27 protein-coding genes are annotated in these 24178 nt (G+C 70.6%); 8 read left to right on the top strand and 19 right to left on the bottom strand.

Annotated elements, in window-relative coordinates; genetic code table 11:
- Positions 1–41 precede the first annotated feature (41 nt).
- Positions 42–812: a group II truncated hemoglobin gene (locus tag OG841_RS17645; protein WP_328640601.1), complete on the top strand. Its 771-nt coding sequence runs from the start codon at positions 42–44 to the stop codon at positions 810–812.
- 7 nt (positions 813–819) lie between these two features.
- On the opposite strand, the gene OG841_RS17640 is transcribed toward OG841_RS17645, so the two are convergent.
- On the bottom strand, positions 820–1722 hold the full coding sequence (locus OG841_RS17640) for a helix-turn-helix transcriptional regulator (protein WP_328640602.1): 903 nt from the start codon (positions 1720–1722) through the stop codon (positions 820–822).
- A 183-nt stretch (positions 1723–1905) separates the two neighbouring features.
- On the opposite strand from OG841_RS17640, the gene OG841_RS17635 reads away from it, so the two are divergent.
- Positions 1906–2946 (top strand): NAD(P)-dependent alcohol dehydrogenase, encoded by a 1041-nt coding sequence (locus tag OG841_RS17635; protein ID WP_328640603.1) that lies wholly within the window; start codon positions 1906–1908, stop codon positions 2944–2946.
- Between the two features lie 771 nt (positions 2947–3717).
- Here the strand turns inward: OG841_RS17635 and OG841_RS17630 are convergent.
- The 3 genes from OG841_RS17630 to OG841_RS17620 are packed head-to-tail and all read right to left on the bottom strand — an operon-like array spanning position 3718 to position 6873.
- A complete protein-coding gene (locus tag OG841_RS17630; RefSeq protein WP_371566041.1) occupies positions 3718–4833 on the bottom strand; it encodes a FecCD family ABC transporter permease in 1116 nt (371 codons plus the stop codon).
- Positions 4830–5816, bottom strand: coding sequence for a FecCD family ABC transporter permease (locus tag OG841_RS17625; RefSeq protein ID WP_365118921.1), 987 nt, complete (start codon positions 5814–5816; stop codon positions 4830–4832). The genes OG841_RS17630 and OG841_RS17625 overlap by 4 nt, the downstream gene beginning before the upstream one ends.
- A gap of 4 nt (positions 5817–5820) precedes the next feature.
- A complete protein-coding gene (locus OG841_RS17620) occupies positions 5821–6873 on the bottom strand; it encodes an iron-siderophore ABC transporter substrate-binding protein (RefSeq protein ID WP_328640606.1) in 1053 nt (350 codons plus the stop codon).
- Between the two features lie 91 nt (positions 6874–6964).
- On the opposite strand from OG841_RS17620, the gene OG841_RS17615 reads away from it, so the two are divergent.
- A complete protein-coding gene (locus tag OG841_RS17615; protein ID WP_371566038.1) occupies positions 6965–7348 on the top strand; it encodes a VOC family protein in 384 nt (127 codons plus the stop codon).
- A 50-nt stretch (positions 7349–7398) separates the two neighbouring features.
- Here OG841_RS17615 and OG841_RS17610 read toward each other — a convergent pair whose 3' ends face one another.
- Together OG841_RS17610 and OG841_RS17605 are read right to left on the bottom strand one after the other, a co-directional pair.
- Positions 7399–8319, bottom strand: a complete 921-nt coding sequence (locus OG841_RS17610; protein WP_371566036.1) for a DUF5829 family protein — start codon at positions 8317–8319, stop codon at positions 7399–7401.
- A 196-nt stretch (positions 8320–8515) separates the two neighbouring features.
- Positions 8516–9625, bottom strand: a complete 1110-nt coding sequence (locus OG841_RS17605; protein WP_371570734.1) for an AI-2E family transporter — start codon at positions 9623–9625, stop codon at positions 8516–8518.
- 173 nt (positions 9626–9798) lie between these two features.
- Between OG841_RS17605 and msrA (OG841_RS17600) the strand changes: the two genes are divergently transcribed.
- A complete protein-coding gene (msrA, locus tag OG841_RS17600) occupies positions 9799–10311 on the top strand; it encodes a peptide-methionine (S)-S-oxide reductase MsrA (RefSeq protein ID WP_328640610.1) in 513 nt (170 codons plus the stop codon).
- 43 nt (positions 10312–10354) lie between these two features.
- Here msrA (OG841_RS17600) and OG841_RS17595 read toward each other — a convergent pair whose 3' ends face one another.
- The 4 genes from OG841_RS17595 to OG841_RS17580 all read right to left on the bottom strand — a co-directional run bounded on the left by OG841_RS17595 (position 10355) and on the right by OG841_RS17580 (position 13488).
- On the bottom strand, positions 10355–11359 hold the full coding sequence (locus tag OG841_RS17595) for a MerR family transcriptional regulator (RefSeq protein ID WP_371566034.1): 1005 nt from the start codon (positions 11357–11359) through the stop codon (positions 10355–10357).
- Positions 11360–11362: 3 nt separating this feature from the next.
- Positions 11363–12040: a HEAT repeat domain-containing protein gene (locus OG841_RS17590; protein ID WP_371570731.1), complete on the bottom strand. Its 678-nt coding sequence runs from the start codon at positions 12038–12040 to the stop codon at positions 11363–11365.
- Positions 12041–12116: 76 nt separating this feature from the next.
- A complete protein-coding gene (locus tag OG841_RS17585; RefSeq protein ID WP_365118914.1) occupies positions 12117–12710 on the bottom strand; it encodes a hypothetical protein in 594 nt (197 codons plus the stop codon).
- A 31-nt stretch (positions 12711–12741) separates the two neighbouring features.
- Positions 12742–13488 carry an SDR family oxidoreductase gene (locus tag OG841_RS17580; RefSeq protein ID WP_365118912.1) on the bottom strand — a complete coding sequence of 249 codons (747 nt, stop codon included), beginning with the start codon at positions 13486–13488 and terminating at the stop codon, positions 12742–12744.
- A 107-nt stretch (positions 13489–13595) separates the two neighbouring features.
- Between OG841_RS17580 and OG841_RS17575 the strand changes: the two genes are divergently transcribed.
- Positions 13596–14429: a helix-turn-helix transcriptional regulator gene (locus OG841_RS17575; RefSeq protein ID WP_365118911.1), complete on the top strand. Its 834-nt coding sequence runs from the start codon at positions 13596–13598 to the stop codon at positions 14427–14429.
- A 111-nt stretch (positions 14430–14540) separates the two neighbouring features.
- Here the strand turns inward: OG841_RS17575 and OG841_RS17570 are convergent, their stop codons facing one another.
- The 3 genes from OG841_RS17570 to OG841_RS17560 form a co-directional block, all read right to left on the bottom strand.
- Positions 14541–14864 carry a hypothetical protein gene (locus OG841_RS17570; protein ID WP_365118910.1) on the bottom strand — a complete coding sequence of 108 codons (324 nt, stop codon included), beginning with the start codon at positions 14862–14864 and terminating at the stop codon, positions 14541–14543.
- 443 nt (positions 14865–15307) lie between these two features.
- Entirely contained in the window at positions 15308–15757 is a 450-nt protein-coding gene (locus OG841_RS17565; protein ID WP_371566031.1) for a hypothetical protein, read from the bottom strand.
- 257 nt (positions 15758–16014) lie between these two features.
- Positions 16015–16608, bottom strand: coding sequence for a DUF4291 domain-containing protein (locus tag OG841_RS17560; protein ID WP_365118907.1), 594 nt, complete (start codon positions 16606–16608; stop codon positions 16015–16017).
- A gap of 156 nt (positions 16609–16764) precedes the next feature.
- On the opposite strand from OG841_RS17560, the gene OG841_RS17555 reads away from it, so the two are divergent.
- A complete protein-coding gene (locus OG841_RS17555; RefSeq protein WP_371566028.1) occupies positions 16765–17454 on the top strand; it encodes a hypothetical protein in 690 nt (229 codons plus the stop codon).
- A 136-nt stretch (positions 17455–17590) separates the two neighbouring features.
- On the opposite strand, the gene OG841_RS17550 is transcribed toward OG841_RS17555, so the two are convergent.
- From OG841_RS17550 to OG841_RS17540, 3 genes are all read right to left on the bottom strand, one after another.
- Positions 17591–17929, bottom strand: coding sequence for a hypothetical protein (locus OG841_RS17550; RefSeq protein WP_371566026.1), 339 nt, complete (start codon positions 17927–17929; stop codon positions 17591–17593).
- Positions 17922–18587: a peptide-methionine (S)-S-oxide reductase MsrA gene (gene msrA / locus OG841_RS17545; protein WP_371566024.1), complete on the bottom strand. Its 666-nt coding sequence runs from the start codon at positions 18585–18587 to the stop codon at positions 17922–17924. The genes OG841_RS17550 and msrA (OG841_RS17545) overlap by 8 nt, the downstream gene beginning before the upstream one ends.
- 179 nt (positions 18588–18766) lie before the next feature.
- Complete coding sequence (locus tag OG841_RS17540; RefSeq protein WP_328640617.1) at positions 18767–19885, bottom strand: hypothetical protein; 1119 nt, start codon at positions 19883–19885, stop codon at positions 18767–18769.
- Positions 19886–20078: 193 nt separating this feature from the next.
- On the opposite strand from OG841_RS17540, the gene OG841_RS17535 reads away from it, so the two are divergent.
- The gene (locus OG841_RS17535; RefSeq protein WP_328640618.1) at positions 20079–21236 is read left to right on the top strand and encodes a cystathionine gamma-synthase; all 1158 of its coding nucleotides are present in this window, start codon (positions 20079–20081) and stop codon (positions 21234–21236) included.
- 12 nt (positions 21237–21248) lie between these two features.
- On the opposite strand, the gene OG841_RS17530 is transcribed toward OG841_RS17535, so the two are convergent.
- The 3 genes from OG841_RS17530 to OG841_RS17520 all read right to left on the bottom strand — a co-directional run bounded on the left by OG841_RS17530 (position 21249) and on the right by OG841_RS17520 (position 22716).
- On the bottom strand, positions 21249–21497 hold the full coding sequence (locus OG841_RS17530) for a hypothetical protein (RefSeq protein ID WP_371566021.1): 249 nt from the start codon (positions 21495–21497) through the stop codon (positions 21249–21251).
- A 61-nt stretch (positions 21498–21558) separates the two neighbouring features.
- A complete protein-coding gene (locus OG841_RS17525) occupies positions 21559–22062 on the bottom strand; it encodes a sigma factor-like helix-turn-helix DNA-binding protein (protein ID WP_365118899.1) in 504 nt (167 codons plus the stop codon).
- A 150-nt stretch (positions 22063–22212) separates the two neighbouring features.
- Positions 22213–22716, bottom strand: a complete 504-nt coding sequence (locus OG841_RS17520) for a MarR family winged helix-turn-helix transcriptional regulator (protein WP_020118471.1) — start codon at positions 22714–22716, stop codon at positions 22213–22215.
- 162 nt (positions 22717–22878) lie between these two features.
- Here OG841_RS17520 and ilvA point away from each other — a divergent pair, with 162 nt between their 5' ends.
- The gene (gene ilvA / locus OG841_RS17515; protein WP_328640620.1) at positions 22879–24108 is read left to right on the top strand and encodes a threonine ammonia-lyase; all 1230 of its coding nucleotides are present in this window, start codon (positions 22879–22881) and stop codon (positions 24106–24108) included.
- The last annotated feature ends 70 nt before the right edge of the window (positions 24109–24178 follow it).

Here is a 24178-nt window from a genome sequence, read left to right as displayed (position 1 = left end):
GAAGGGGCGCTTCCGGCGCGGCTCCGTGTTTGTGTGAGGCCATGACCACAGAGACCGTCGAGTACATCCGCTACCGCATCCCGGAAGACCGCTCGGCGGAGTTCCTGTCCGCCTACACGCACGCAGCGACCCAGCTGGCGGCGGCCCCGCAGTGCGTCGACTACGAACTGGCGCGCTGCGAGGAGGACTTCGAGCACTTCGTCCTGCGCATCACCTGGACCTCCACCGAGGACCACCTGGAGGGCTTCCGCACGTCGGAGCTGTTCCCGGACTTCCTCGCCGAGATCCGGCCGTACATCGAGAACATCGAGGAGATGCGCCACTACACACCGACGACGGTCCGTGGCCGGGGCGCCGCCGTCCCCACCCTCTTCGCGTGGGCGGGCGGCGCGGAGGCCTTCGGCCGGCTCACCACGGTGTTCTACGAGAAGGTCCTCGCCGATGATCTCCTGGCCCCGGTGTTCGCGGGGCTGGCCCCCGAGCACGCCGAGCACGTCGCCCTCTGGCTCGCGGAGGTCTTCGGCGGCCCGACCGCCTACTCCGAGACCCAGGGCGGCCACGGCCACATGGTCGCCAAGCACCTGGGCCGTGGCATCACCGAGCCACAGCGCCGCCGCTGGGTGAACCTCATCCAGGACGCGGCCGACGAGGCCGGACTGCCCACCGACGCGGAGTTCCGCTCGGCGTTCCTCGCCTATGTGGAGTGGGGCACCCGGCTCGCGGTCCACTTCTCAGGACCGGACGCCAAGCCGCCGGCGGAGCAGCCGGTGCCGAAGTGGAACTGGGGAGCGGCGCCGCCGTACCAGGGCTGAGACCGGCTCAGGAGTGCGCGGACTCGCCCGCCCGGGTCGCGTCCGCGCCCCAGCTCGCCAGCAGCCTCAGCGCCTCCGCAGAGGGGGAGCCCGGCTCCGCGTGGTAGGTGATCAGGGCCTGCTCGGTGCCGTCGGACAGGGGGAACGACTCGAAGTTCAGGGTCAGTTCGCCGACCAGCGGGTGGCGGAGCTGCTTGACGCCGAAGTTCTTCTCCTTGACGTCGTGAGTGGCCCACAGCCGCCTGAACTCCTCGCTCTTCACGGAGAGCTCGCCGACCAGTGCGGACAGCCGCGGGTCGTCCGGATGGCAGCCGGCGTCCATCCGCAGGTAGCTGACCACATCGCTGGCCTTCTGCTCCCACGGCACGAACAGGTTCTGGTACTCCGGCCGCAGGAAGATCATCCGCGCCCAGTTCCGCTCCTGCGCCGGGAGCTCGGCCCAGTCCCCGAAGACCGCCGCCGCCATCCCGTTCCAGGCGACGATGTCCGACCGCCGCCCCGAGACGTACGCCGGAACGTTGATCGAGTCCAGCAGCTGCCGGATCGACCCGCGCACCTGCTCGGTGCGCGCGGTGGTCTTCTTCTTGTGCTGTTTGGGCTTCGCCAGATGCGTGAGGTGCGCGCGCTCGGCGTCGGTCAGGCGGAGCGCGCGGGCGATGGCGTCCAGGACCTCCGCCGAGACATTGCGCCCGTTGCCCTGCTCCAGGCGCGTGTAGTACGCCACCGAGACGCCCGCCAGCTGCGACAGCTCCTCGCGGCGCAACCCCGGTACCCTGCGGTGCCGCCCGAAGTCCGGAAGCCCCACGTCCTCCGGCTTCAGCCGGGCCCGCCGGGTGCGCAGAAACTCGCTGAGTTCGGCGCGCCGGTCCAGTGAGCGGCCTCCGGGCAGTTCCTCGGCCATGTCGTCCATACGTCAAGTATTCACGGTCGTACGCACACCATCCTGTCCCCGCCAGTAGTAGGACCGCCGAACGTACGCAAAGCTGTGGCCTGGGTGGGTGTCGATTCCTGGGGCAGGCTGTGCAGCGTGCCCGGACGAATGGACAAGACAGAAGGCAGCCGGGCACACACCCTCCCGAGGAGAACCACCCTCATGACCACTGTTGCCGCATACGCCGCCCCCGCCTCGAAGGCTCCCCTGGAGCGCACCACCATCGAGCGCCGGGCGGTCCGCGAGCACGACGTCCTGATCGACATCAAGTTCGCCGGCATCTGCCACTCGGACATCCACCAGGCCCGCGAGGGCTGGGGCGAGGCCATCTTCCCGATGGTCCCGGGCCACGAGATCGCCGGCGTCGTCTCCGAGGTCGGCCCCGGCGTCACCAAGTACAAGGTCGGCGACCGCGTCGGCGTCGGCTGCCTGGTCGACTCCTGCCGCGAGTGCGACAACTGCAAGGCAGGCCTCGAGCAGCACTGCACCGGGGGCTCGGTCGGCACGTACAACGCCATAGGCAAGGACGGCGAGCCCACCTACGGCGGCTACTCCGAGAAGGTCGTCGTCGACGAGAACTTCGTCGTCCGTATCCCCGAGGGCCTGTCCCTCGACGAGGCCGCCCCGCTGCTGTGCGCCGGCATCACCACGTACTCGCCGCTCAAGCAGTGGGGTGCCGCCCCCGGCAAGAAGGTCGCCGTGATCGGCCTGGGCGGCCTCGGCCACATGGGCGTCAAGATCGCGCACGCGCTCGGCGCGGAGGTCACCGTCCTGTCGCAGTCCCTGCGCAAGAAGGACGACGGCCTGAAGCTGGGCGCGGACCACTACTACGCGACCAGCGACCCCAAGACGTTCGAGGAGCTCGCCGGCTCCTTCGACCTGATCCTGTCCACGGTCTCCGCGCCGCTGGACTTCGGCGCCTACCTGAGCCTGCTCAGGACGGGCGGCGCGCTGGTCAACGTGGGCGCCCCCGAGGAGCCCATCGCGCTGAACCTGTTCTCCCTCATCGGCGGCAACAAGACCCTCGCCGGTTCGATGATCGGCGGCATCGCCGAGACCCAGGAGATGCTCGACTTCTGCGCCGAGCACGGCATCGGCTCCGAGATCGAGCTGATCGCCGCGTCGGAGATCAACGAGGCGTACGAGCGGGTCGTCAACAGCGATGTGCGCTACCGGTTCGTGATCGACACGGCGACGATCTGATCCGCATGGCGTGAACGAAGGGCCCCGGTCTGATGCCGGGGCCCTTCGGCGTGCGGCTCGCTCCGCGGGTGGGCTGTGGGCGTACGGCTTGGTCGTGCGGGAGGCCCTTCGGCGTGCGGCGCGTTTTGGGGGGTGGGCTTGGGGTGTGTGGCTTGCTTCGGGGGGAGGCGCTTTGGTGTGCGGCTGGGTCTTTGGGAGGGGGTTCGGTGTGCGGCGCGTTTTGGGGGTGGGCTTGGGGTGTGTGGCTTGCTTCGGGGGAGGCGCTTTGGTGTGCGGCTGGGTCTTTGGGAGGGGGTTCGGTGTGCGGCGCGTTTTGGGGGGTGGGCTTGGGGTGTGTGGCTTGCTTCGGGGGGAGGCGCTTTGGTGTGCGGCTGGGTCTTTGGGAGGGGGTTCGGTGTGCGGCGCGTTTTGGGGGGTGGGCTTGGGGTGTGTGGCTTGCTTCGGGGGGAGGCGCTTTGGTGTGCGGCTGGGTCTTTGGGAGGGGGTTCGGTGTGCGGCGCGTTTTGGGGGGTGGGCTTGGGGTGTGTGGCTTGCTTCGGGGGGAGGCGCTTTGGTGTGCGGCTGGGTCTTCGGGAGGGGGCTCGGTGTAAGGCTCGTTCCGCGGGTCGGCGTTGGGTGTGCGGCTCGTTCCCGGCGGAGGCGCTTCAGCATGCGGCTTGCCTCCCGCGGGAGCCCTTCAGCGCACGGTTCGTTCCTGGGGGAGGGCCTTCAGCGCACGGCTCGTTCCCGGGGAGGGCGTTCAGCGTGCGGTCCGCTTCCGCCGGAGCACCTTCAGCGCGCGGTCGCTCGTCGACCCAGCAGCCACAGCAGATACGGTCCCCCGACCAGTGAGGTCAGTGCCCCGACCGGGATCTCCAGCGGGGGCAGCAGTGTCCTCGCGGTGAGATCGGCGGCCACCAGAACAACGGCACCCGTCAGCGCCGAGCACAGCAGCGGCAGCTGGGGCGTCCGCGTCAGTCGTCGGGCCAGCTGCGGCGAGGTCAGGGCCACGAACCCGATCGGCCCCGCGGCACCGGTCGCGGTGGCGGCGAGCACCACCCCGAGCAGGGTCAGACCGAGCCGCACCCGGTCCACCCGCACGCCCAGCGCGGCGGCGGTGTCCGCGTCGAACCCGAGCGGCCGCGCGGCCCTGCTCGCCCATGCCAGCGCGGGCAGACACACCAGGAGTACGACGCCGAGGGGCCCCGCCTGCTGCCAACCCCGCCCGTTGAGGCTCCCCGTCAGCCACAGCTTGACCTGCTCGGCGGCCTCGAGCTCGGAGTCGGTGAGATACAGCTGGACGACGGCGGACAGGGCGACCCCGATCCCCACTCCGACGAGCACGAACCGCCCGGTCTGCATCCCGCGCCGCCAGGCGAGCACGTGGACGAGGGCGGCGGCCACAAGCCCGCCCCCTACGGAGACAAGGGGCATGGCGCCGGGTGAGGAGACGACCCCGGTGGCAAGGGCGAGCACGGTCGCGGCGGCCGCCCCATGGCCCACGCCGATCACGTCGGGGCTGGCCAGGGGATTCCGGGTGACGGTCTGCACGAGCGCCCCGGACAGCCCGAAGGCCGCCCCGACGAGGGCGCCGAGCACGATCCGGGGGACGCGGAGTTCGTTGACGACCAGGTCGTAGGGACCGGATCCGGTGCGGAGGGTGCGCCAGACCTCCGTGGGGGAGAGGTACGTCTGACCGAGGCAGGCGGAGGCGGCCATGCCGACGAGGAGGAGGGCGAGCAGAAGCAGGGCGACGAGGACGGACCGACGGTCGATGAGGACCGACAACCGGGGACGGGGGCGCAGGATGATGGTTCCGCCGCGCGACCGGCCCCCGCCGGCCCGCGGCCGCGAAACCGCCTCGCGAGGCACCTCCGTGGGCGCGGCAGCACGCCGAGCACCTCTCATGAGACGGCCCCGCGTCGCCGTACGAGAACCACCAGCACAGGCACCCCCACCAGCGCGGTCATGACACCCGCCGGCACCTCCGCGGGAGCCCGCACGACCCGCCCCACCACATCCGCCCCCACCAGCAACGCGGCCCCGAGCAACGCCGACAGCGGCAGCACCGCCCGGTGCCCGCCCGACACGAGCCGCCTGGCCAGATGCGGCACCGCGAGCCCCACGAACGCGATCGGCCCCGCCGCGGCCACCGCCGCCGCGGTCAGCAGCGCCGCCCCCAGCGCCGCGGCCCCCCGCACCCACGAGACCCGATGCCCGAGCGCCCGAGCCGTCTCGTCGCCCAGAGCCAACGCGTCCAGTCCCCGCGCGCACCCCAGCACCAGCACGGCCCCGACGACGAGAAACGGCAGTATCCGTACGACCGTCCCCGCGTCCCGTCCGCTCAACGCCCCCACCTGCCAGAACCGGAACTGGTCGAGGGTCGCCGAACTCGACGTCAGGACAACGGTCGTGCCCCCGGCGGTCATCGCCGACAGCGCCGTCCCCGCGAGCGCCAGCTTCACCGGCGACGCCCCACCCCGCCCCCGAGCCGCGATCCCGTACACGAGGCAGGCCGCGAGGACGGCTCCGGCGAAGGCGTACCAGACGTACCCGGAGAACCCGTGCGCCAGCCCGAGCCCGATGGCGACCACGACCCCCGCCGCGGCCCCCTGACTCAGCCCGAGGATCCCGGGATCGGCGAGCGGATTGCGCGTCACGGCCTGCAGCGCGGCCCCCGCGACTCCCAGCGCTGCTCCCGCCGTCAACCCGATCTCGGTCCGCGGCACCCGCAGCGACCGTACGACGAGCGCGTCCGGCGACCCGCCGCCGTGCAGCAGGGCGTCCATGACGGCGGACAGCGGCACCGCCCGGGTCCCGACCGCGAGGCTGAGCACCCCGGCGCAGGCCACCGCGAGGACGGCCGCAGGCCAGGCGAGACGACGTATCACGCGGCTACTTGCCGATGGCGTCGGCGAGTTGGGAGATGACGAGCCGCGCGGCGGACGGCCCGGCGTTGAGGTACCAGGGGTCGTCGTCGACCTTCACGGCCTGCCCGGCCGTCACCGCCTTCATCGACTTCCACAGCGGTCCGGCCACGACGCTCCCGGCATCCGTCTTCGACGCGTCCCCCTGCACGGAGTAGAAGATCCAGTCCCCGTCGGCGGTGTCGACGCTCTCCGCGCCGATGTCCTCCGAGATGGCGTTGAACTGCTGAGACGCGGGCCGGGAGAGCCCCATGTCGACGGCGATGGACCCGGTGAACGAGGACACGCCGAACATCCGGGTGCGGTCGGGAGTGAAGCGGACCATGGAGACGGCCGGGTCGCCCTCGATCCTCTGCCCCTTCGCCCGGGCGTCGGCGACGATGTCGTCCAGCAGCTTCCGCGCCGCCTCGCCCTTGCCGACCGCGTCGCCGACGAGCAGCAGGTCGCGCTTCCAGTTGATGCCGTTGCCGGCGGTGATCACGGTGGGTGCGATCTTCGACAGCTTGGGGTAGAGGTCGCCGAGGGAGTCGTTGGCGAGGATGAGATCGGGCTCGGCGGCGGCGAGGGTCTCCAGGTTGGGGGCCTGCCGGGTACCCGCGTCGGTCATGCCGGCGAGCCGCTTCTTGTCCGTGGGGAAGGCGTCCGCGAGATAGCCGGGCACGAGCCCCGCATTGTCGGCGCGGGTGGTGGCCGCGGGGACGACCCCCAGGGACAGCAGATCGTCGAGCTGCCCGGTGCTGAGCACGGCGATCCTCTTCGGCTGGGCCTCGACCGTGGTCCTGCCCTCGAAGTGCGTGACCGTGCGCGGGAAGGTCCCGTCGGTGTCCTGGTCGGAGCCCATGCCGTCGGCGAGGACGCTCGGTGCGGCGGAGGGGCCTTCGGAGGCGCCCAGCACGGGGTTGCGGTCACCGGCCGCCTTCTCGCTGGTCCCGTTCGTCCCCGACGAGGACGACGAGCAGCCGGCGAGCAGCCCTCCGACGACGGTCGCGGCCACGACGGCCTTCACTGCTGCTGCGCGCACGGCTACTCCGGGGAGGTACTCAGACTGAGGCTTGCTAAGGCAAGGCTTACCTTAACCTGGCCCGGAGTAAGGTCTGAACGAGGAGGTAGCGATGACCGTTCAGCTGAACCACACCATCGTCGCCGCACACGACAAGCACGCCTCGGCCCGCTTCCTGGCCGACATCCTGGGCCTGAGGGTGAGCCCGCAGTACGGCCCCTTCATCCCGGTCGGGATCCCCAACGGCGTGACCCTCGACTACATGGACACGAGCGACGAGATCACGCCCCAGCACTACGCGTTCCTCGTCACCGAGGACGACTTCGACACGATCTTCGCCCGGATCCAGCAGGCGGACCTGACCTACTGGGCGGACCCGTCCCACCACCGCCCGGGGGAGATCAACCGCAACGACGGGGGCCGGGGCGCGTACTTCGACGACCCGGACGGCCATCGGCTGGAGATCCTGACGCGGCCGTACGGCAGTGGGGGTTGAGGGTGGGGGTGCGCCCCTCGTAGGGGGCGCACCCGCTGTCTGCTGCCCGGCTACCGAGTGCCGTTGGCGGTGAACGTCCACACGGCACGGCTGCCCGGGCCGACGGTGAGCGTCGAGTGACCGATCTGCTCCACGTGCCGGTCCTTCACGGGCCGGTTGAGTGACATCTCGACCCGCTGGAACCCGGCTTGCTCGCGCGGGACGGAGTCGAACCGGATCGTGGTGCCGCCCCCCTCCGCGACGACACCACCGCCGGACACGTTCTTGACGGCGAACCCGCCGGCCCGCAGCAGCGGCACGGTGTCGGCGAGGTCGCCCTCGGTCACCGCGATACGGACGGAGGTCACGTCACGCATCAGGTGAGTGCGGTAGTCGTCGGACAGGACACGCTCCCGGCCGACGTCACCGGGGAAACTCGCGGGCTCGGTCTTGCTGCGGGGATCGGCGAAGTACTCCGGCCGGTACTCCATCGCCCAGGCCCCGAAGGCGTCGTACTCGGTGGCGGTGAGGATGGCGTCGAACCACGGCACGGGTACCCCGTCACCGAAGTCCCGGGTCTGGAGGAACTCGATGGGGTCGGTGCCCCCCTCGCTCTTCAGCCGCTCGGTGACCGTCGCCAGGTCACCGTCCCGTTCGGTGGACAGGCCCAGCCCGGCGGAGCCGAGGGTGCCGTCCTGGCCCGCGATGTCACCGACTCCGAACAGTTCGAGATAGGTCTCGCGGCCCATCAGGTAGCGGCCGGTCCAGGTCTGTCCGCCAGTACCGGTCGTGGTGCGGACCTGGAAGTTGGCGAAGTCCCTCAAGTAGTCGGAGTGTTCGATGGCGTCGGCGGTCTCCCGGTCGAAAACCCCGTAGGAGTGGTTGTAGAACAGCAACTGCCGGTCGTTCGAGGACGGGTTCCCCTCGGCCTGTGCCGTCCCCACAGCACCCCCGAGCGCTCCGGTGAGGGCCAGAGCGAGTACGACGATCATCCGTAATGTCCGATGAATCAGCATGCAGGCGATCGTAGGACGGGGAGGCTGCGGCCGCGGTTCATTTTCAACGAGGCCGAAATGCTTGACACCTGGGGTTCGACGAGGTGCCGCACGGCACCGCCCGACGGCCGTCGGCTCGGGCACGGCGTGGGCGGTCGCCCCGAGGGACGGGACCGCTCCTCAGGACGAGTCTTCAGGACGGGGCGGCGATGCCGGTCTCGGTCTCCGGCTCGTCGGTGACCGGATCGTGTGACGGCTCCTGGAGCTGCTCGCGCACGTAGTCCCAGATCACCGCGATCAGCGCGGCGACCGGTACCGCGAGCAGACTCCCCACGATTCCGGCGAGGCTGCCGCCCAACGTCACCGCCAGCAGGACCACCGCCGCGTGAAGGCCGAGCCCCCGGCTCTGGATCATGGGCTGGAACACGTTGCCCTCGAGCTGCTGCACCACCACGATGATGGCCAGCACGATCAGCGCGTCCGCCAGGCCGTTGGAGACCAGCGCGATGAGAACCGCGACGAAACCGGCGAAGAAGGCACCGATGATCGGCACGAACGCGGAGACGAAGGTCAGCACCGCCAGCGGGAGCACCAGCGGTACCCCCAGGATCCACAGGCCCAGGCCGATCAGGACGGCGTCGATCAGGCCGACGGCCGCCTGGGAGCGCACGAAGGAGCCCAGCGTGTCCCAGCCGCGCGCGGCCACGGTCGGGACGTCGGTGGAGAGCCGACCGGGCAGCTGACGGGCGAGCCACGGCAGGAACCGCGGGCCGTCCTTGAGGAAGAAGAACATCAGGAACAGGGCCAGGACGGCGGTCACCAGGCCGTTCACCACGGTGCTCACTCCCGTGACGACAGCGCCGACCATGCTGCCGAGACCGTCCTGCGCTCGGGAGACCGCGGAGTCGAAGGCCTTGTCGATCTGGGCGTCACCGATGTTCAACGGCGGCCCGGCGGCCCACTCGCGCACCTTCTGGACGCCGTCGACCACCCCGTCGGTCAAGTCGCCCGACTGAGACGCCACCGGCACCGCGATCAGTGCCACGACCCCTGCGGCGACCAGCAGGAACAGCACGGTCACCAGCGACGCGGCGAGAGCGGGCCTCCACCCGCGGCGCAGCAGGAAGCGAGTGGGTGGCCAGGTCAGCGTGGTCAGCAGCAGACCGATCACGAGCGGCCACACGACCGACCACATCCGGCCCAGCACCCACAGACTCACCGCGAGCATCAGCAATATGAGCAGCAACTCCGCGGAGGCCCGCGCCGACGTGCGCAGCGCCGCGCGGGCTTTCGTGGAACTCAAGTTGGCAGTCACGGGTGCACCCTATGGGTACTCACATCACACCGGCACCGTGGCTGCGTCACCGGTCGGCCGTGGAATCGCCCGGCACCCTCGCGCGTTGAGGGGGAGTGGGCAGGGGATGCCGGCGGTGTGCCGGCCGACCGGCCCGAGCGAGCAGATATGGGAGGACAGCGATGGCTGCGCAGACACAGAGGGCGGTGCTGGCGGGCGGATGCTTCTGGGGAATGGAGGAGTTGATCCGCCGGCTTCCGGGCGTGACGGCGACCCGGGTCGGATACACCGGGGGTGACGTGCCTGACGCGACGTACCGCAACCACGGCACGCACGCGGAGGCCATCGAGATCCTCTTCGACCCCGAGAGGACCGACTTCCGCACGCTCCTGGAGTTCTTCTTCCAGATCCACGACCCGAGCACCAAGAACCGCCAGGGCAACGACATCGGCCTCAGCTACCGCTCGGCGATCTACTACGTGGACGACGAGCAGAAGCGCATCGCCGAGGACACCATCGCGGACGTGGACGCCTCCGGTCTGTGGCCCGGCAAGGTCGTCACCGAGGTGGAGCCGGTGGGCCCCTTCTGGGAGGCCGAGCCCGAGCACCAGGACTACCTCCAGCGGTACCCGGACGGCTACACCTGCCACTTCCCGCGGCCGGGATGGCGGCTGCCCGCCCGCGCGGAGGGCTGACCGAGAGGCGGCCCGCAGGCCCGCGCCGCCGCCGAGGGATCCGTCACCGCGCCTCGCGGAGCCGAAGCAGATACGTCGCGGTCAGAGCGACGGCCGGGTCGACGTCGTACGACAGCTCCACGAGGGCGCGTGCGGCCGTGGCTCCGGGGATGTCCGCCAGCGCCTGGGTCAGCCGGGCGCGGGCGGGCGCCTCGACGGCGTCGTGGGCGAGGCGGCCGACGAGCCCGGTGGCGATCCGCTCCGCGGTCGCGGTGTCGCCCGCCAGCAGGCTCAGCGCGTCGGCCGCGTCGGTGTCGTTCGGCCCCGCCACGATCATGTCGATGAGCACCGGGACGGCATCGGCCACGCCACGCGGCCCGAGCGCCAGCGCCGCCTGGCCGCGGACCACGGCAGCGGGGTCCGCGAGAGCCTCACGCAGCCCGGCGGTGGACTCCTCACCCGGCATCTCGGCGAGGGACCGCACTGCACGTTCCCGTACCGCGGCCGACGGTGAGCAGAGGCCCTCCGCCAGCAGTGCCGCGCTGCCTTCGCCCGATCGTGCCAGCGCCCATCGAAGGGCTCCGGCGACGTTCGGATCCGTCTCCCTGAGGACCGTTTCGACGAGGGCCTCCACCGGCACGCGGATCTCGTCGACCGAGGACAGGGCGGCACGCTGGCGGGCGGCGGCGCTCTTCGACCCCAGCGCCCGGAGCATCACGACGACCTGGAGTACGTCCGCCCAGTCGGCGGGTTCCGCGGCATCGATCCGGCGGAGCCGCGTGAGCAGCTCGGTCTCGGCCGCGATGCGTTCCCGCGTCTGGCGCATGAGGTCGTCGACGAGCGCCGAGGGCGTGAAGCCGGGATCGTCGAGCGCGCGGCCGATCTCACGCAGCGACAGCCCCAGCGATCTCAGGCTCTCGATGTGGAAGATCCGCCGGATGTCGTCGCCGGAGTACTCCCGATAGCCGGTACCCGTACGACCCGAAGGGCGCAGCAGGCCGAGCGACTCGTAGTGCCTGAGCATGCGGGCACTGACCCCGGACCGTCGCGCCACCTCACCGATCAACACGTCCTATCGTCCCTCCTGGCCGTTCCCGCCGAGGGCCACCACGCGCTTCGCCTCCTCGATCGCGAACTCGAATCCGGCATCAGGGTCGCGCAGCAGCCGTTCCGTGGCGAGCGCGTGTGTGCGCACATGTCGGTCGGGGGCCGTCGTCGCCGCACGCAGAACCGGCAGGACGACCTCACCCAGCGCGACCAGCGCCCTGCTGAGACTCAGCTGCGTCTCCCGCCGGCCCCGGCCGAGCTGCGTCGCCAGCACCGCGGCCAACCCGGCCTCCTCGCCCTCCGGCACCAGCACCGCCGCGGTCCGCCAGGCACTGCGCGCCACCTCGTCGTCGCCGTCGGACAGGAGCGCCTCGGTGATCGCCGGCCACGCCCGCCGGTCCCCGATCTTGGACAGCGTGTGCAACGCCTGGCTCCGCGCCTGCGCACGCTCCGAGCCGACTTCGCGGAGCAGCGCGGGGAGCGTCGCGGACACCGGGTGGCGGGTCAGGGCCCAGGTGAGCATGTCCCGGACGAAGAACTCGGGCTCGACCGCGCACCGCTCGACGAGCTTGTCGACGAACCGCGGATCCGGCGCCGTACCGACCGCCAGGGCCGCCCGCAGCCGCACGGACGAACGACGGTCCTCCAGCCCCCGAAGCGCTCGCACCGCCCCCGCGTCCTGTTCCTGTTCCTGTTCCTGCATGGTCACCGAGACCACCTCCTCGGTAAGGAGTGAAGGCCTTGTCACGGTGTCAAGGTCAAGGGGAACCGCACGCGCATCACGGACGCGGCGGCCGCCTCCACAAGGTCACGTCACTGCTCGTCGCCACGGCGAGGGTGCGGCCGGAGGGGGAGAAGCCGACGGCCCGGAGTTCGGAGTAGTGGGAGTGGAAGACGTGCCACCACCGCTCGCCGTGCGGACTGCGGTGGGGCATGCCGCCGCCGCGGGAGAGCAGGACACGGTCGTTGGGCCAGACCGGAGAGACGACCTCCACGTACCAGCCGTCGGCGGTGGTGGAATGGAGGCCACCGCCGTAGAGCCCGGCGATGTGCACCCTGCTGCCGGCGACCGGCCCGAGGCCTGGGCAGGTCAGATCCGCTGCCGCATCCGGCGTGCCGGTCTCGGGATCGGGGTCCGGGTCCCGGGCGATCCTCTCGCCGGTGACGGCGTCGAAGAGGCCGTGACCGGCGGTGGAGACGACCATCAGCAGGTCGTTGCCGCTGTCGGGGTGCGTGGCGAACCCGATCCCGAGCAGCCCTCCGACGGCCGCGCACGGTTCGAACACCGGCTGCCAGGGAGCAGGCGCGGGAAGCACCGGGACCGACGACAGCCGGTCCCGCAAGTCCCGCTGGTAGGGGGAGAGTTCCGTCACCCCGCCATGATCCCCCTACGGCGGGTCGCGATCAGCCCTGCGCGGTGGGCCGTACGACGATCTCGCTCACATCGACCGTCGCGGGCTGTTCGACCGCGAACGCGATGGCCCGGGCGATGGCGTCGGGAGGGATCGCGATCTCGTCCCGCATCTTCGTGATCTCCGCCCTGATCCGGCTGTTGGAGGACTGTTCGGCGAACTCGGTCGCTATGGGGCCGGGCGAGACGGTGGTCACCCGCACAGACTCGCCGGCCTCCTGGCGCAGCCCCTCGCAGATGGCCCTGACCGCGAACTTCGTACCGGCGTAGACCGCCATGGTCGGGACGACACGGAACGCGGCCGTGGACGCGACGGTGACGAAGTGACCGCTGCCCTGCGCCCGGAAAACGGGCAGCGCGGCACCGATCCCGTGCAGCACACCCTTCACGTTGACGTCGACCATGTGGTCCCACTCCTCGACGCGTAGATCGTCGAGGGGCGAGATGGTGCCGACCCCGGCGTTGCCGACGAGCACGTCGAGCCGGCCGAAGGACTCACGGGCCAGCGCGACGAGCGCGTGCAGGTCGTCCCGCCGGGTCACGTCGGTGCGGATCTGTACGGCCGTACCGCCCGCCTTCTCGATCCGGGCCACCAGCTCCGCCAGCCGCTCGGTCCGACGGGCGCCGAGAACGAGCCGCGCCCCCCGTTCGGCGAGCAGAAGGGCGGTCGCCTCGCCGATGCCGCCGCTCGCTCCGGTGACGGCCACGACTTTGCCGTGGATTCCTTTGGTGTCGGCCATGGTGCGGTCCTCTCGCGATGTGCGGTCTGAGCTCTCACTCCAGTCTCGACTGCTATTAACCTGGTATCCAGAGCGCATTTATCCTGGAATCAGAGGTGCTACGCGTCATGTCCGAGCAGCCCGACCGCCGCCAACTGGGCAGCTTCCTGCGCAGCCGCAGGGAACGCCTCACGCCCGACGATGTTGGTCTGCCCCGCACCGGCCGCCGTCGGACTCCGGGCCTGCGTCGGGAGGAACTGGCCCTGCTGGCCGGGATGAGTGCCACGTGGTACACGTACCTGGAGCAGGGGCGGGACATCCGCCCCTCCGAGCAGGTGCTGAACGCACTCGCGGCGGCCCTGCGGCTCGATGCGCACGAGCGTGATCACCTGTTCCGCCTCGCCGGGCACGGCCCGGCGACACCCGGGCCCGAGGAGTCCGAGGCGCTCACCAGGGAAGCGGCCGCGGTCCCCCATCTGCTCCAGCCGAACCCGGCGTACGTCATCGCCGGTAACTACGACGTCCTGAGCCACAACGAAGCGGCCGAAGACCTCTTCCCTGGCCTCGTCGACGACACCGACCGCCCGCCCAACTTCGTTCGCTGGGTCTTCCTGGAGCCGGTCGCCCGGTCCGTCGTCGTCGACTGGGAACCCGAGGCCCGCGGCCTCCTCGCCCGCCTCCGCACGCTGTCCACCCGCCACCCCGACGACCCCCGCTACACCCGCCTGATCCGGGAACTGCACGAAGGCAGCCCCGAAGTGCGGACCTGGTGGCCCCGATACGACGTTCAGCCCCGCCACAGCGGCCGCAAACGCCTGCGCCACCCACAGCACGGCCCGACCGAGTACGCGTACACCGCGTTCCACCTGGCCGAAGCGCCGGAACAGACACTCGTGGTCTATGCCGACGGCTCCGCCACCGAAGACTCGGACGGCGGACCGCACCGCGCACGACGCCGATGATCACCGGAAGTCGGCGCATCGAGCGTCACGGCGACGCCCGCCGGACGTGAGGCGCTTCGGTCTCAGCCGTCGGCTTTTGCCACACGATTGGGCAGGACTCCCGGTCGCGCGTCAGGCGCCCCGACCGGCCACGTGATGGCCCGCAGCTCGGAGCCGCAGCCCGTCACGATCTATCGACGCCAGCTCCGCCCAGCTGACCCAGGTCGCGCCGTCCAGTTCGCCCGCTTCAACGCAGGACTCCACCTGCGAACGCATCGCGCTCGACAGATCGACGGGAAGACCGCGGCCTGGTGCCAGGGGTCGAAAACCCGCGTAGTCGGTCTCGTCGTACAGCGGCCAAAGATCCATGGCGAACACCCACGGCTCACCGTCGTAGTAGTCGGTGCCGACGCCGGGGTGACGAAACTCGATGCCGCCATGGATGTCCGTACTCACGGTGCGGCACCGTAACGCACCGGCCTGACCAGCGCGCGCGTTTATGGGCTGATCAGCAACGGAGGCGGGCCGTGTCCCCGTAGATGCGCAGGATGCAGTCTCTGAAGAGGCCCAAGCGTGGGCTCCCGTCCGAAGGGTGCAGCGTCAGCCCCAGATCCATCAAGGGCCGGATGGCCTTCGCATGCCGACTCCCGTCAGGGTCAGGACCCTGCACGACCGCCCACGCCTCGAACAGCGGCCTGACGGGCTCCCAGCCCGGCCCAGGCGAGAAGTGGCACAAGACCGTCGGCTGATCGGTTCCGTACTCACAGAGTTCACCAACCCGCTCGTCGCCCTGCATGAGCCGCCACGTCTTGGTCACCCTTGGGTCCCCCTGGTCTTGACACCGAAAGCGCTGCCATCCAGGTTGCCAGTGGTGCGACCGCAGAGGTCCACTGCACTGGTCAGCGGACGACTACGCCCGGGATGAGGGCGACGAGGGCGGACACGACGCTTGCCATGCCCGACAGCGTGACAATGGTGGCCTTCCCGTCCGAGAAGAGGCCCGAGCAGAACGTTCGAAGCTGGCGGCGCAGGAAGAGCATCTTCAGCTTCTGCCAGCGGTGTTGTCGGATGTGGCAGCCCAGAAGAAGCCCTGACGCGTTGTTTCGACAACCGTCGTCCCGTCCGCGCACCGGAGCACCACATGTCACAGGGGCTTGGAAGAAGCACCATGCTGCCGTGGCGGCCGAGAGGCCGACCACTACCGCCGGTCCTGCGGCGGAGTTGATCCATGCAGCTATCAACAGGAGCCCGGCCAGAACCCCCCACCACTGGCCAAGCCCACCAAGCCCTTTTGCTCTTGCCTCCGACGTCGCCATGGAGGGGACTTGTCGCTCGGCCGCCGCGGTCATGCCGGACCGACCTTGTAATGGCCTAATGGCTGCGCAAGTAGGCGTGTTCCTGCAGGAGCCAGCTGACCTGGGGTGGGACAGGAGGGTAGCTGAGACGGCCGTTACGTCTCCGTGGGCTCCGGTGCGGGCGTGATGCCCGTCGGGCAGAAGCTCCCCAGTCGGTCTCGAACGCAGTACTTGGCTTGACCCCGTCCCGGCGGCGCCTGCGCTGCCGTGTGACCCGCCGGCCGCGGTCGACTGTCGGCTGAGTCGGCTCGTCATCCCAGGAGGTGGCCGAGCAACTCGTCTCCAGCGGGATAAGGGCGTTCCTGGGGCAGCAGTGTCGTGGCGGCGGTCAAGTCATCTCCGCTGACGAGGGCACGGATCTCGTGGGCGAGCGGGGTCACGTCGCGGATGGCGACCGTCCACTCGTCCGCGAAGAGACGTACAGCTTCACCGGAGAGACCCAGTTGCAAGGACCGATACCGCAGGGGATGAAGGCGCAGGTCCCGCTCCGGGTCCCACTGCACGCGAGCGGGCGCCCGCTTCAACTGACGCTGCCAGGTGGCTCGGTCGGCGTGCACTCCGCGGACGTAGCTCGACAGACACCCGTTGCGCAGCGCCCACTCGAAGCCGTCGCGGGTGATCTCGACAGCGAGGACGCTCTCCTGCCCGACTTTCGCGCCCCAGCCGCAGCGGTACATCATCCACAGGAACGACGGCTTGATCCACGTCATTCTGTCCCGCTTCCACACGGAGGGAAAACGGCCGTCGCGGACGGCGGGCAGCCCGATTTCCGGGGAGTACGCCTGGTAGACGGTGATCGTGGATTCCGAGTAGGCCGCACGGATCCGGTGTTGCGGTTCTTCCATGGCGTACAGCGTGGGGTCGGTCGGTTCAGTCGGCCACTGATTTTCGACTGCCGTTCGCTGCGTCGAGAACCCCTGCCGCAGCACCCTGCCGGGTGCCGGCGGGGACGCCGCTGCTTGAGAATTCAGCCGCGGAGCCGCTTCAATGTCGCTGTGGCCATGGCATGGATGGACGGCAGCAGGACTGTCGCCGGACGCATCACACTCGGCGACGTCATCGCGCATCTGGGCAGGCACAGACCAGTCTTCCACTCCGAAGCCGATCTTCAACACAGCTTTGCGCGGGCGCTTTGGGAACTGTCGCCGGATGTGCACTCCAGGCTGGAGGTACCGCAGAAGGCAGGGGGCAGCGCCGAACACCTGGACCTCCTGTGCATCGGCCCGTCAACTCGCACCGCGATCGAGTTCAAGTACTTCACCCGGAGATGGACGGGCACGGTGGGCGCGCCCGCCGAGGACTACGCCCTGAAAGGGCATGCCGCCGCAGATCTCGCTCGTCTGCACTTCGTGCGGGACATAGCCAGGCTGGAGCGCATCTGCCGCCGGTCTGACCAGAACGGTCTTGCCATCATGCTGACCAACGACGCATCCCTATGGGCTCCGCCCGGCATCTGCCGCGGACGGACTCGGGATCGAGACTTCCGGATCCACCAGGGGCGTGAGCTTGTCGGCACGCTCCTGTGGGCGGAGGGCGCCTACAAGCCGAACACGTGCACATTGCGAGGCGCATATCCGCTCGATTGGAAGCCCTACTCCGAACTGGACGGAGCGGGGGGAGAGTTCCGGTATCTCGCCGTGTCCGTCGGGCCGTCGCCGGAAGAGACCGACGACGGGCCCTCACAGGTATAGCGCGGGCAACCCCGAACTACTGAGAAGTGCACCGGCAGAAAATACCGTCGTGGCATGACGTCCGTTGACGAGTGGCCGGACTGGAGTTCTCCGAGAAGGTGGAAAAGGTTCGACGCTGGTGCGTGCGCTTACTTGCTCATCGCTCGATGAAGTGAGGGTCTGGCCACGTCGAGATCGGTTCGTCGGAGACCGAGTAGATCTCCAGGAGCGACAGGTAGCCGTCCTCGGAGAAGACCATGACGCCGGCCCGGTGCGGGTCGGTGTAACCGGCGTCCACAGCCGGATTGTCGTGCGGCGGTGCGGGAGCGACCGCTGTACGGTCCACCTCCAGATCGACCGTCGCGCAGCCGCAGCCACATCGGCCCGACACGCGTGTGTAGGGGATCTGGGCGAGCAGGGCGCCGCTCACCGGATCCGGGCCGGACAGCAGCGCCCGCAGGGTCGCCGCGACCTCCGGGGAAAGTGGCTCAGCCATCAGCCTTGGCCACCCCGATCGGGCAAGCGACACCGGTCCCGCCCACCCCGCAGTAGCCCGCCGGGTTCTTGTCGAGGTACTGCTGGTGGTACCCCTCCGCCGGATAGAAGGTCCGGCCCTGCGCGGGGAGGATCTCCGTGGAGATCGTGCCGTGGCCCGAGGACGTGAGGACCTTCTGGTAGGCGGCTCGGGAGGCCGCAGCCATGGCTGCCTGCTCGGGAGTGTGGGTGTAGATCGCCGAGCGGTACTGGGTGCCGACGTCGTTGCCCTGGCGGAAGCCCTGCGTCGGGTCGTGGGCCTCCCAGAAGGTCTTCAGGAGGCGCTCGTAGGAGATGAGGGCGGGGTCGAAGACCACCCGGACCGCCTCTGTGTGGCCGGTGAGACCCGAGCAGACCTCCTCGTACGTGGGGTTCTCGGTGTGGCCGCCCTGGTAGCCGACCAAGGTCGTCCACACTCCCACCGGGAGCCGCCAGAAGATGCGCTCGGCGCCCCAGAAGCAGCCCAGGCCGAAGTCGGCGATCTGGTAGCCCTCGGGGTAGGGGCCGAGCAGCGGGGTGCCGAGGACGGTGTGGCGGTCGGGGACCGTGAAGATCGGCTCGGGGCGACCCGTCAGCGCCTGCTCGGGGGTGGGCAGGACGGGCGTACGGCCGAACAGCATGACGTGGGCTCCTTCGTTCGTGCGCCTCGCACATGGGGGGCGGGTCGGCACCGAGAACGTTTCCGTGCGGGGCCGCATTCCGACAAGCCCGGCGTCGACATGTGCCCGGCGCCTGAGCCCGCCGTCAGTCCGTAGGCGCCGGCCCGCCGGACCACCTTGGTACCGCCACGGTGGCGCGGTCACTGCGCCAGCGTCGCCGGACTCCCGCCGTTCGCCTCGTATCCCGCCACCGCCAGGGCCCGGTATATCGCGAACTCCGCGGCCGGATCGGCGGACAGCGTCCAGGGCAGGGCACCCACGTGGCCGTCGATGTGGACGAGCTGGCTCATCGCCTCCGCCCAGCGCTCGCCGCGCACGAGGAAGAAGACCAGCAGATGGCGGACGTGGGCCAGCATCGGATCGTCGGCACGGGCCGAGTGGACCGCGTGCAGCGCGCCGTGGATCGCCTTGGTCACGACCTCGCTCCGGTAGAAGCCGCTGACCAGGTTCACCTCGGGCAGGTGCTCGAAGACCGCGAACAGTGGCATCGCGGCGAGGAGGGAGCCGCGCGGGGCCCGGGCGGCGGCCGCCTCCGCGAAGCTGTACGCCAGCTCCCGCGAGCCGTGCCACTTCTCGCACCAGTAGTGCAGCGCGGCCAGGTGCGCCCCCATGTGGGCCGGGGCGCGGTCCAGGATCTTCAGCCACAGCTGCTCGAACTCCGCCTGCGCATAGGCCAGTCCGCGCGCCACGGAGAGCTCGACGATGTACGGGACCGGATCGCCGGGGGCCAGCAGCGCCGCCTCGCCGCAGGCCACCTTCGCCTCCTCCATGATGATCCGGAACTCGTCCGTGCCCGGCGTCGAGGTCCGCCACGCCTGATGGACCAGGAACTCCGCGTGCACGGCCGCGCCACCGGCGTCCTTGGGCTGCTCGGCCCGCCACACCCGCAGCCACTGCCCGCCGGGTGCCTCGCTGACCCCGCCCGGACGCTGCTGCAGCTCCAGCGAGGCGGCTCCGGCGAAGGCCTGCACGCGCTGCCAGCGCAGCTCGCCCTCCCGCTCGGTGCCGGCCAGGAGTTGGGAGGCCGCCTTGTAGTCCTGTGTGCGCTGCACCAGGTCCAGGACGTCCAGCAGATCCTGGTCGGGGCCGGGCATGCGGATGTCCAGCTCCTCCTGCCGTACGAAGCCGTAGTCCTCCGGGTCCGCGGCGTCCGGGTGGCCCGCCGGGACCTGTTCGATCCCGCCTCGCCTGCGCCGCAGGAACGGAAGCAGCACGAAGCCCAGCATGACCGCCGCCATCAGGACCCAGAGAATCTCCATGCCTCAAGAGTTCCAGACGCCGCCGACACTTGACCAACCCGGTCGGCGCCCTGTGGAAAACTTCCGAACCGGCCCGAATGTCCTGGGGAAAACTCTCCCGACCGGCCCGAACGCCTGGGGAAAACCCTGCCGTGCGGCCGTGCGGAGCTCGTCGTCCGTCATCGGCCTCCCGGGCGGACTACCCTCGGAGCCCATGAGCGACAGGCACATCAGTCAGCACTTCGAGACCCTCGCGATCCACGCGGGCAACACCGCGGACCCCGTCACCGGTGCGGTGGTCCCGCCGATCTACCAGGTCTCGACCTACAAGCAGGACGGCGTGGGCGGTCTGCGCGGCGGTTACGAGTACAGCCGCAGCGCCAACCCGACCCGCACCGCCCTGGAGGAGAACCTCGCCGCCCTCGAAGGCGGCCGCCGGGGCCTCGCGTTCGCGTCCGGACTGGCGGCCGAGGACTGCCTGCTGCGTACGCTGCTCAGCCCCGGCGACCACGTGGTCATCCCCAACGACGCGTACGGCGGCACGTTCCGCCTCTTCGCGAAGGTCGTCGCCCGGTGGGGCGTCGAGTGGTCGGTAGCCGACACCGGCGACCCGGCCGCCGTACGGGCCGCGATCACCCCGAAGACCAAGGCCGTGTGGGTGGAGACCCCCTCCAACCCGCTGCTCGGCATCACCGACATCGCCGCCGTCGCCCAGGTCTCCCGGGACGCGGGCGCGAGGCTCGTCGTCGACAACACCTTCGCGACGCCCTACCTCCAGCAGCCGCTGGCGCTCGGCGCCGATGTCGTCGTGCACTCCTTGACCAAGTACATGGGCGGTCACTCCGACGTCGTGGGCGGCGCCCTGGTCACCGCCGACGAGGCACTCGGCGAGGAACTGGCCTACCACCAGAACGCGATGGGCGCGGTCGCCGGGCCCTTCGACTCCTGGCTGGTGCTGCGCGGCGCCAAGACGCTGTCGGTGCGCATGGACCGGCACAGCGAGAACGCCACGAAGGTCGCCGACATGCTGACCCGGCACGCGCGCGTGACGCAGGTGCTCTACCCGGGACTGGAGGAGCACCCCGGGCACGAGGTCGCGGCCAAGCAGATGCGGTCCTTCGGCGGCATGGTCTCCTTCCGGGTGGAGGGCGGCGAGGAGGCGGCCGTCGAGGTCTGCAACCGCGCCAGGATCTTCACGCTGGGGGAGTCCCTGGGCGGCGTCGAGTCGCTGATCGAGCACCCCGGCCGCATGACGCACGCGTCCGTGGCGGGCTCGGCGCTCGAGGTCCCCGCCGACCTCGTGCGCCTGTCCGTGGGCATCGAGAACGTCGACGACCTGCTGGAGGATCTCCAGCAGGCGCTCGCCAAGTAGGCCGGGCCGGGCTCACCAGCCCCTCATCGGTGGAGTCGTCGTGGACGGCGGCTCCACCCACGGGCGCGCGGTCAGCGCCCACACCACGAACGCCACACTCGCGGCGAACAACAGCAGCCACATGATCCGGCGCGCCGCGGTCCTGCGCCGGAGCATGCGCGATCCCCGCCGTACGACGTCCCCGTACAGATCCGCGGGCACCTGCGGAGCTCCCCGTTCCATGATCTGCCGCACGGCGACCTCACGCTGGGTCCGGTTCACGCGCACCTCCCGGGACGACGCGGGTGTCTCACGACACGGCGGGCACTCCCGCCCCGCCTCCTCATGACGCCGCCACCTTCGCCGTCACCACCGCCGGTGCGGGCCCGCGCGGTGGGTGCAGCAGCGTGGCCGTCGCCCGGTCGCAGATCGTGCGGACGCGTTCCGCCGGCAGGCCGAGCAGCGCCGCCGCCTGTTCCTCGGCCACGCCCTCGTAGAGGCGCAGTACCAGGATCAGCCGCTCCTGGGGGGCGAGCCGGGACAGCGGGCTGTCGGGGTGCGTGCGGCCGCCGAGCAGGACGCCGTGGCGGCGCCATGCTCCGTGTGCGAAGCGCAGGGCGAGGTGCTGGCGGGCGCGGTCGTAGGGATCCTCACCGCGCAGCCGGTCCCAGCACGCGTACGTGTGCGCGAGCGCGAGCGTCAGCAGGCGTCGCGCGCGCGGGTTGTCGTCCGGTGCCTCCGCCGTCAGGAGCGTCGCGGCGTGCAGGAGCCGCCCGGCCGCGCCCGCGACGAACGCCTCGAACTCCCGGGCCCGACGCGTGCCCTGGACCATCTGCCGTTGCCGCACCGCACCTCCCCGCCTGCGGATGACCGTACGACGGCTTCGTACGACCACGAGGACCCGGTCTCAGAGGACCCGGTCTCATATGAGGCCCGGCACGGCCGTCCGGTCAAGAGGCGGGGCGGTACACGCGTGTGCGCGTGCCTGAGAGGACGCCTAAGAGGACTGTGCCTCCGGTCCCGGGACCCCCTGGACCGCCATCCGGGAGGAGAGGGCGGTGTTGAAGCGCGTGAGGAGCGTGCAGAACGCCTCGCGCTCCTCCGGTGCCCAGTCGTGTGTCAGCTCGGCCATCAACTGACGCCGTGAGGAGCGCACTTCCTCCAGCCGGGACTGCCCGCGCGGGGACAGCTGGAGCACCACCGCGCGTCCGTCCTCGGGGTGCGAGGTGCGCTTGACCAGCCCGGTGTCGACGAGCGGCGCCACCTGCCGGGTGACCGTGGAGGAGTCGATCCCCATGCTCGCCGCGAGCGCCTTGACGCCCATCGGGCCTTCCTTGTCGAGCCGGTTGAGCAGCAGGTACGCGGCGCGGTCCATGGAGTTGCGCACCTGCCCCACCCCGCCGAGCCGGGTCTGTTCGGCACGACGGGCGAAGACCGCCACCTCGTGCTGCAGGGTGTCGAGGAGACCGGTGTCACCGACGGTCGTCATGTCCATCGACATTTCAGGTGTTGTGGGCATGGCCGGGGGCTCACTTCATGAAGGGCTGCTGGGTTGGGGGACAGGTTACGCGGCCCGGAGGCAGGCCGTACCAGCGCTGAGTAAACCCGTCTCGGACGTTGGTCACAGCGCGAGCGCGCGCGTGTGAACTGCGAGACTTGAGTCATGAACTACCGCAAGGCCCACCCCGTGCCGCCGGTGACGCTCGACGACGTGCGCGGCGCGCAGAAGATGCTGTCGGGCGTGGCGCGGACGACCGCGATGGAGGGCAGCCGCCACCTGACCCAGCTGGTGGGCGCGCCGGTGCACTTCAAGTGCGAGAACCTCCAGCGGACGGGGTCGTTCAAACTCCGCGGCGCCTACGTCCGGATCGCCGGACTGCTGCCCGAGGAGCGGGCCGCGGGTGTCGTGGCCGCGAGCGCCGGAAACCACGCGCAGGGCGTCGCGCTGGCGTCCACGCTGCTCGGCGTGCGCTCCACGGTGTTCATGCCGAAGGGTGCCCCGCTGCCGAAGATCAGCGCCACCAGGCACTACGGCGCCGAGGTGCGCCTGCACGGCCAGGTGGTCGACGAGACGCTGGCCGCCGCACAGGAGTACGCGGCCGAGACGGGCGCGGTGTTCATCCATCCCTTCGACCACCCCGACGTCATCGCCGGCCAGGGCACGGTCGGTCTCGAGATTCTGGAGCAGTGCCCCGAGGTGCGCACGGTCGTCCTCGGGATCGGCGGCGGCGGACTCGCGGCCGGGGTCGCGATCGCCGTGAAGGCCCTGCGGCCGGACGTGCGGATCGTGGGTGTGCAGGCGGCGGGCGCGGCCGCGTATCCGCCCTCGCTGGCGGCCGGGCACCCGGTGTCGATCGAGAACCCGGCGACGATGGCCGACGGCATGAAGGTCGGGCGGCCGGGGGACGTGCCGTTCGGGATCGTGGACGAACTCGTGGACGAGGTCCGCACGGTGACGGAGGACGAGCTGTCCGCCGCGCTGCTGCTGTGCCTGGAGCGGGCCAAGCTGGTCGTCGAGCCGGCCGGGGCGAGCCCGGTCGCGGCACTGCTGAGTGACCCGGGGGCCTTCGAGGGGCCGGTCGTCGCCGTGCTGTCCGGCGGCAACGTCGACCCGGTGCTGCTGCAGCGGGTGCTGCGGCACGGCATGGCCGCGCAGGGCCGCTACCTGGCCGTCCGGCTCCGGCTCACGGACCGGCCCGGTGCCCTCGCGACGCTTCTCGGGGTGTTGTCAGTGGTCGACGCTAATGTCCTCGACGTGAGCCACGTCCGGACCGATCCACGGCTCGGGCTCGCGGAGGCGGAGGTCGAACTGCACCTGGAGACGAAGGGGCCGGAGCACTGCGCCGAGGTCGGCCGGGCCCTCCGCGAGGCGGGCTACAGGGTCATCGACTGAGGTCAGGACCCCCTTCAGGACGCAGGAGTCACTCATTCGAGTAAGTCCATTGAGAGACGCGATACATCGC

The sequence above is a fragment of the Streptomyces canus genome, assembly GCF_041435015.1.
Lineage (GTDB): Bacteria > Actinomycetota > Actinomycetes > Streptomycetales > Streptomycetaceae > Streptomyces > Streptomyces canus_G.
This window is presented reverse-complemented; position numbering and strand designations above follow the sequence as displayed.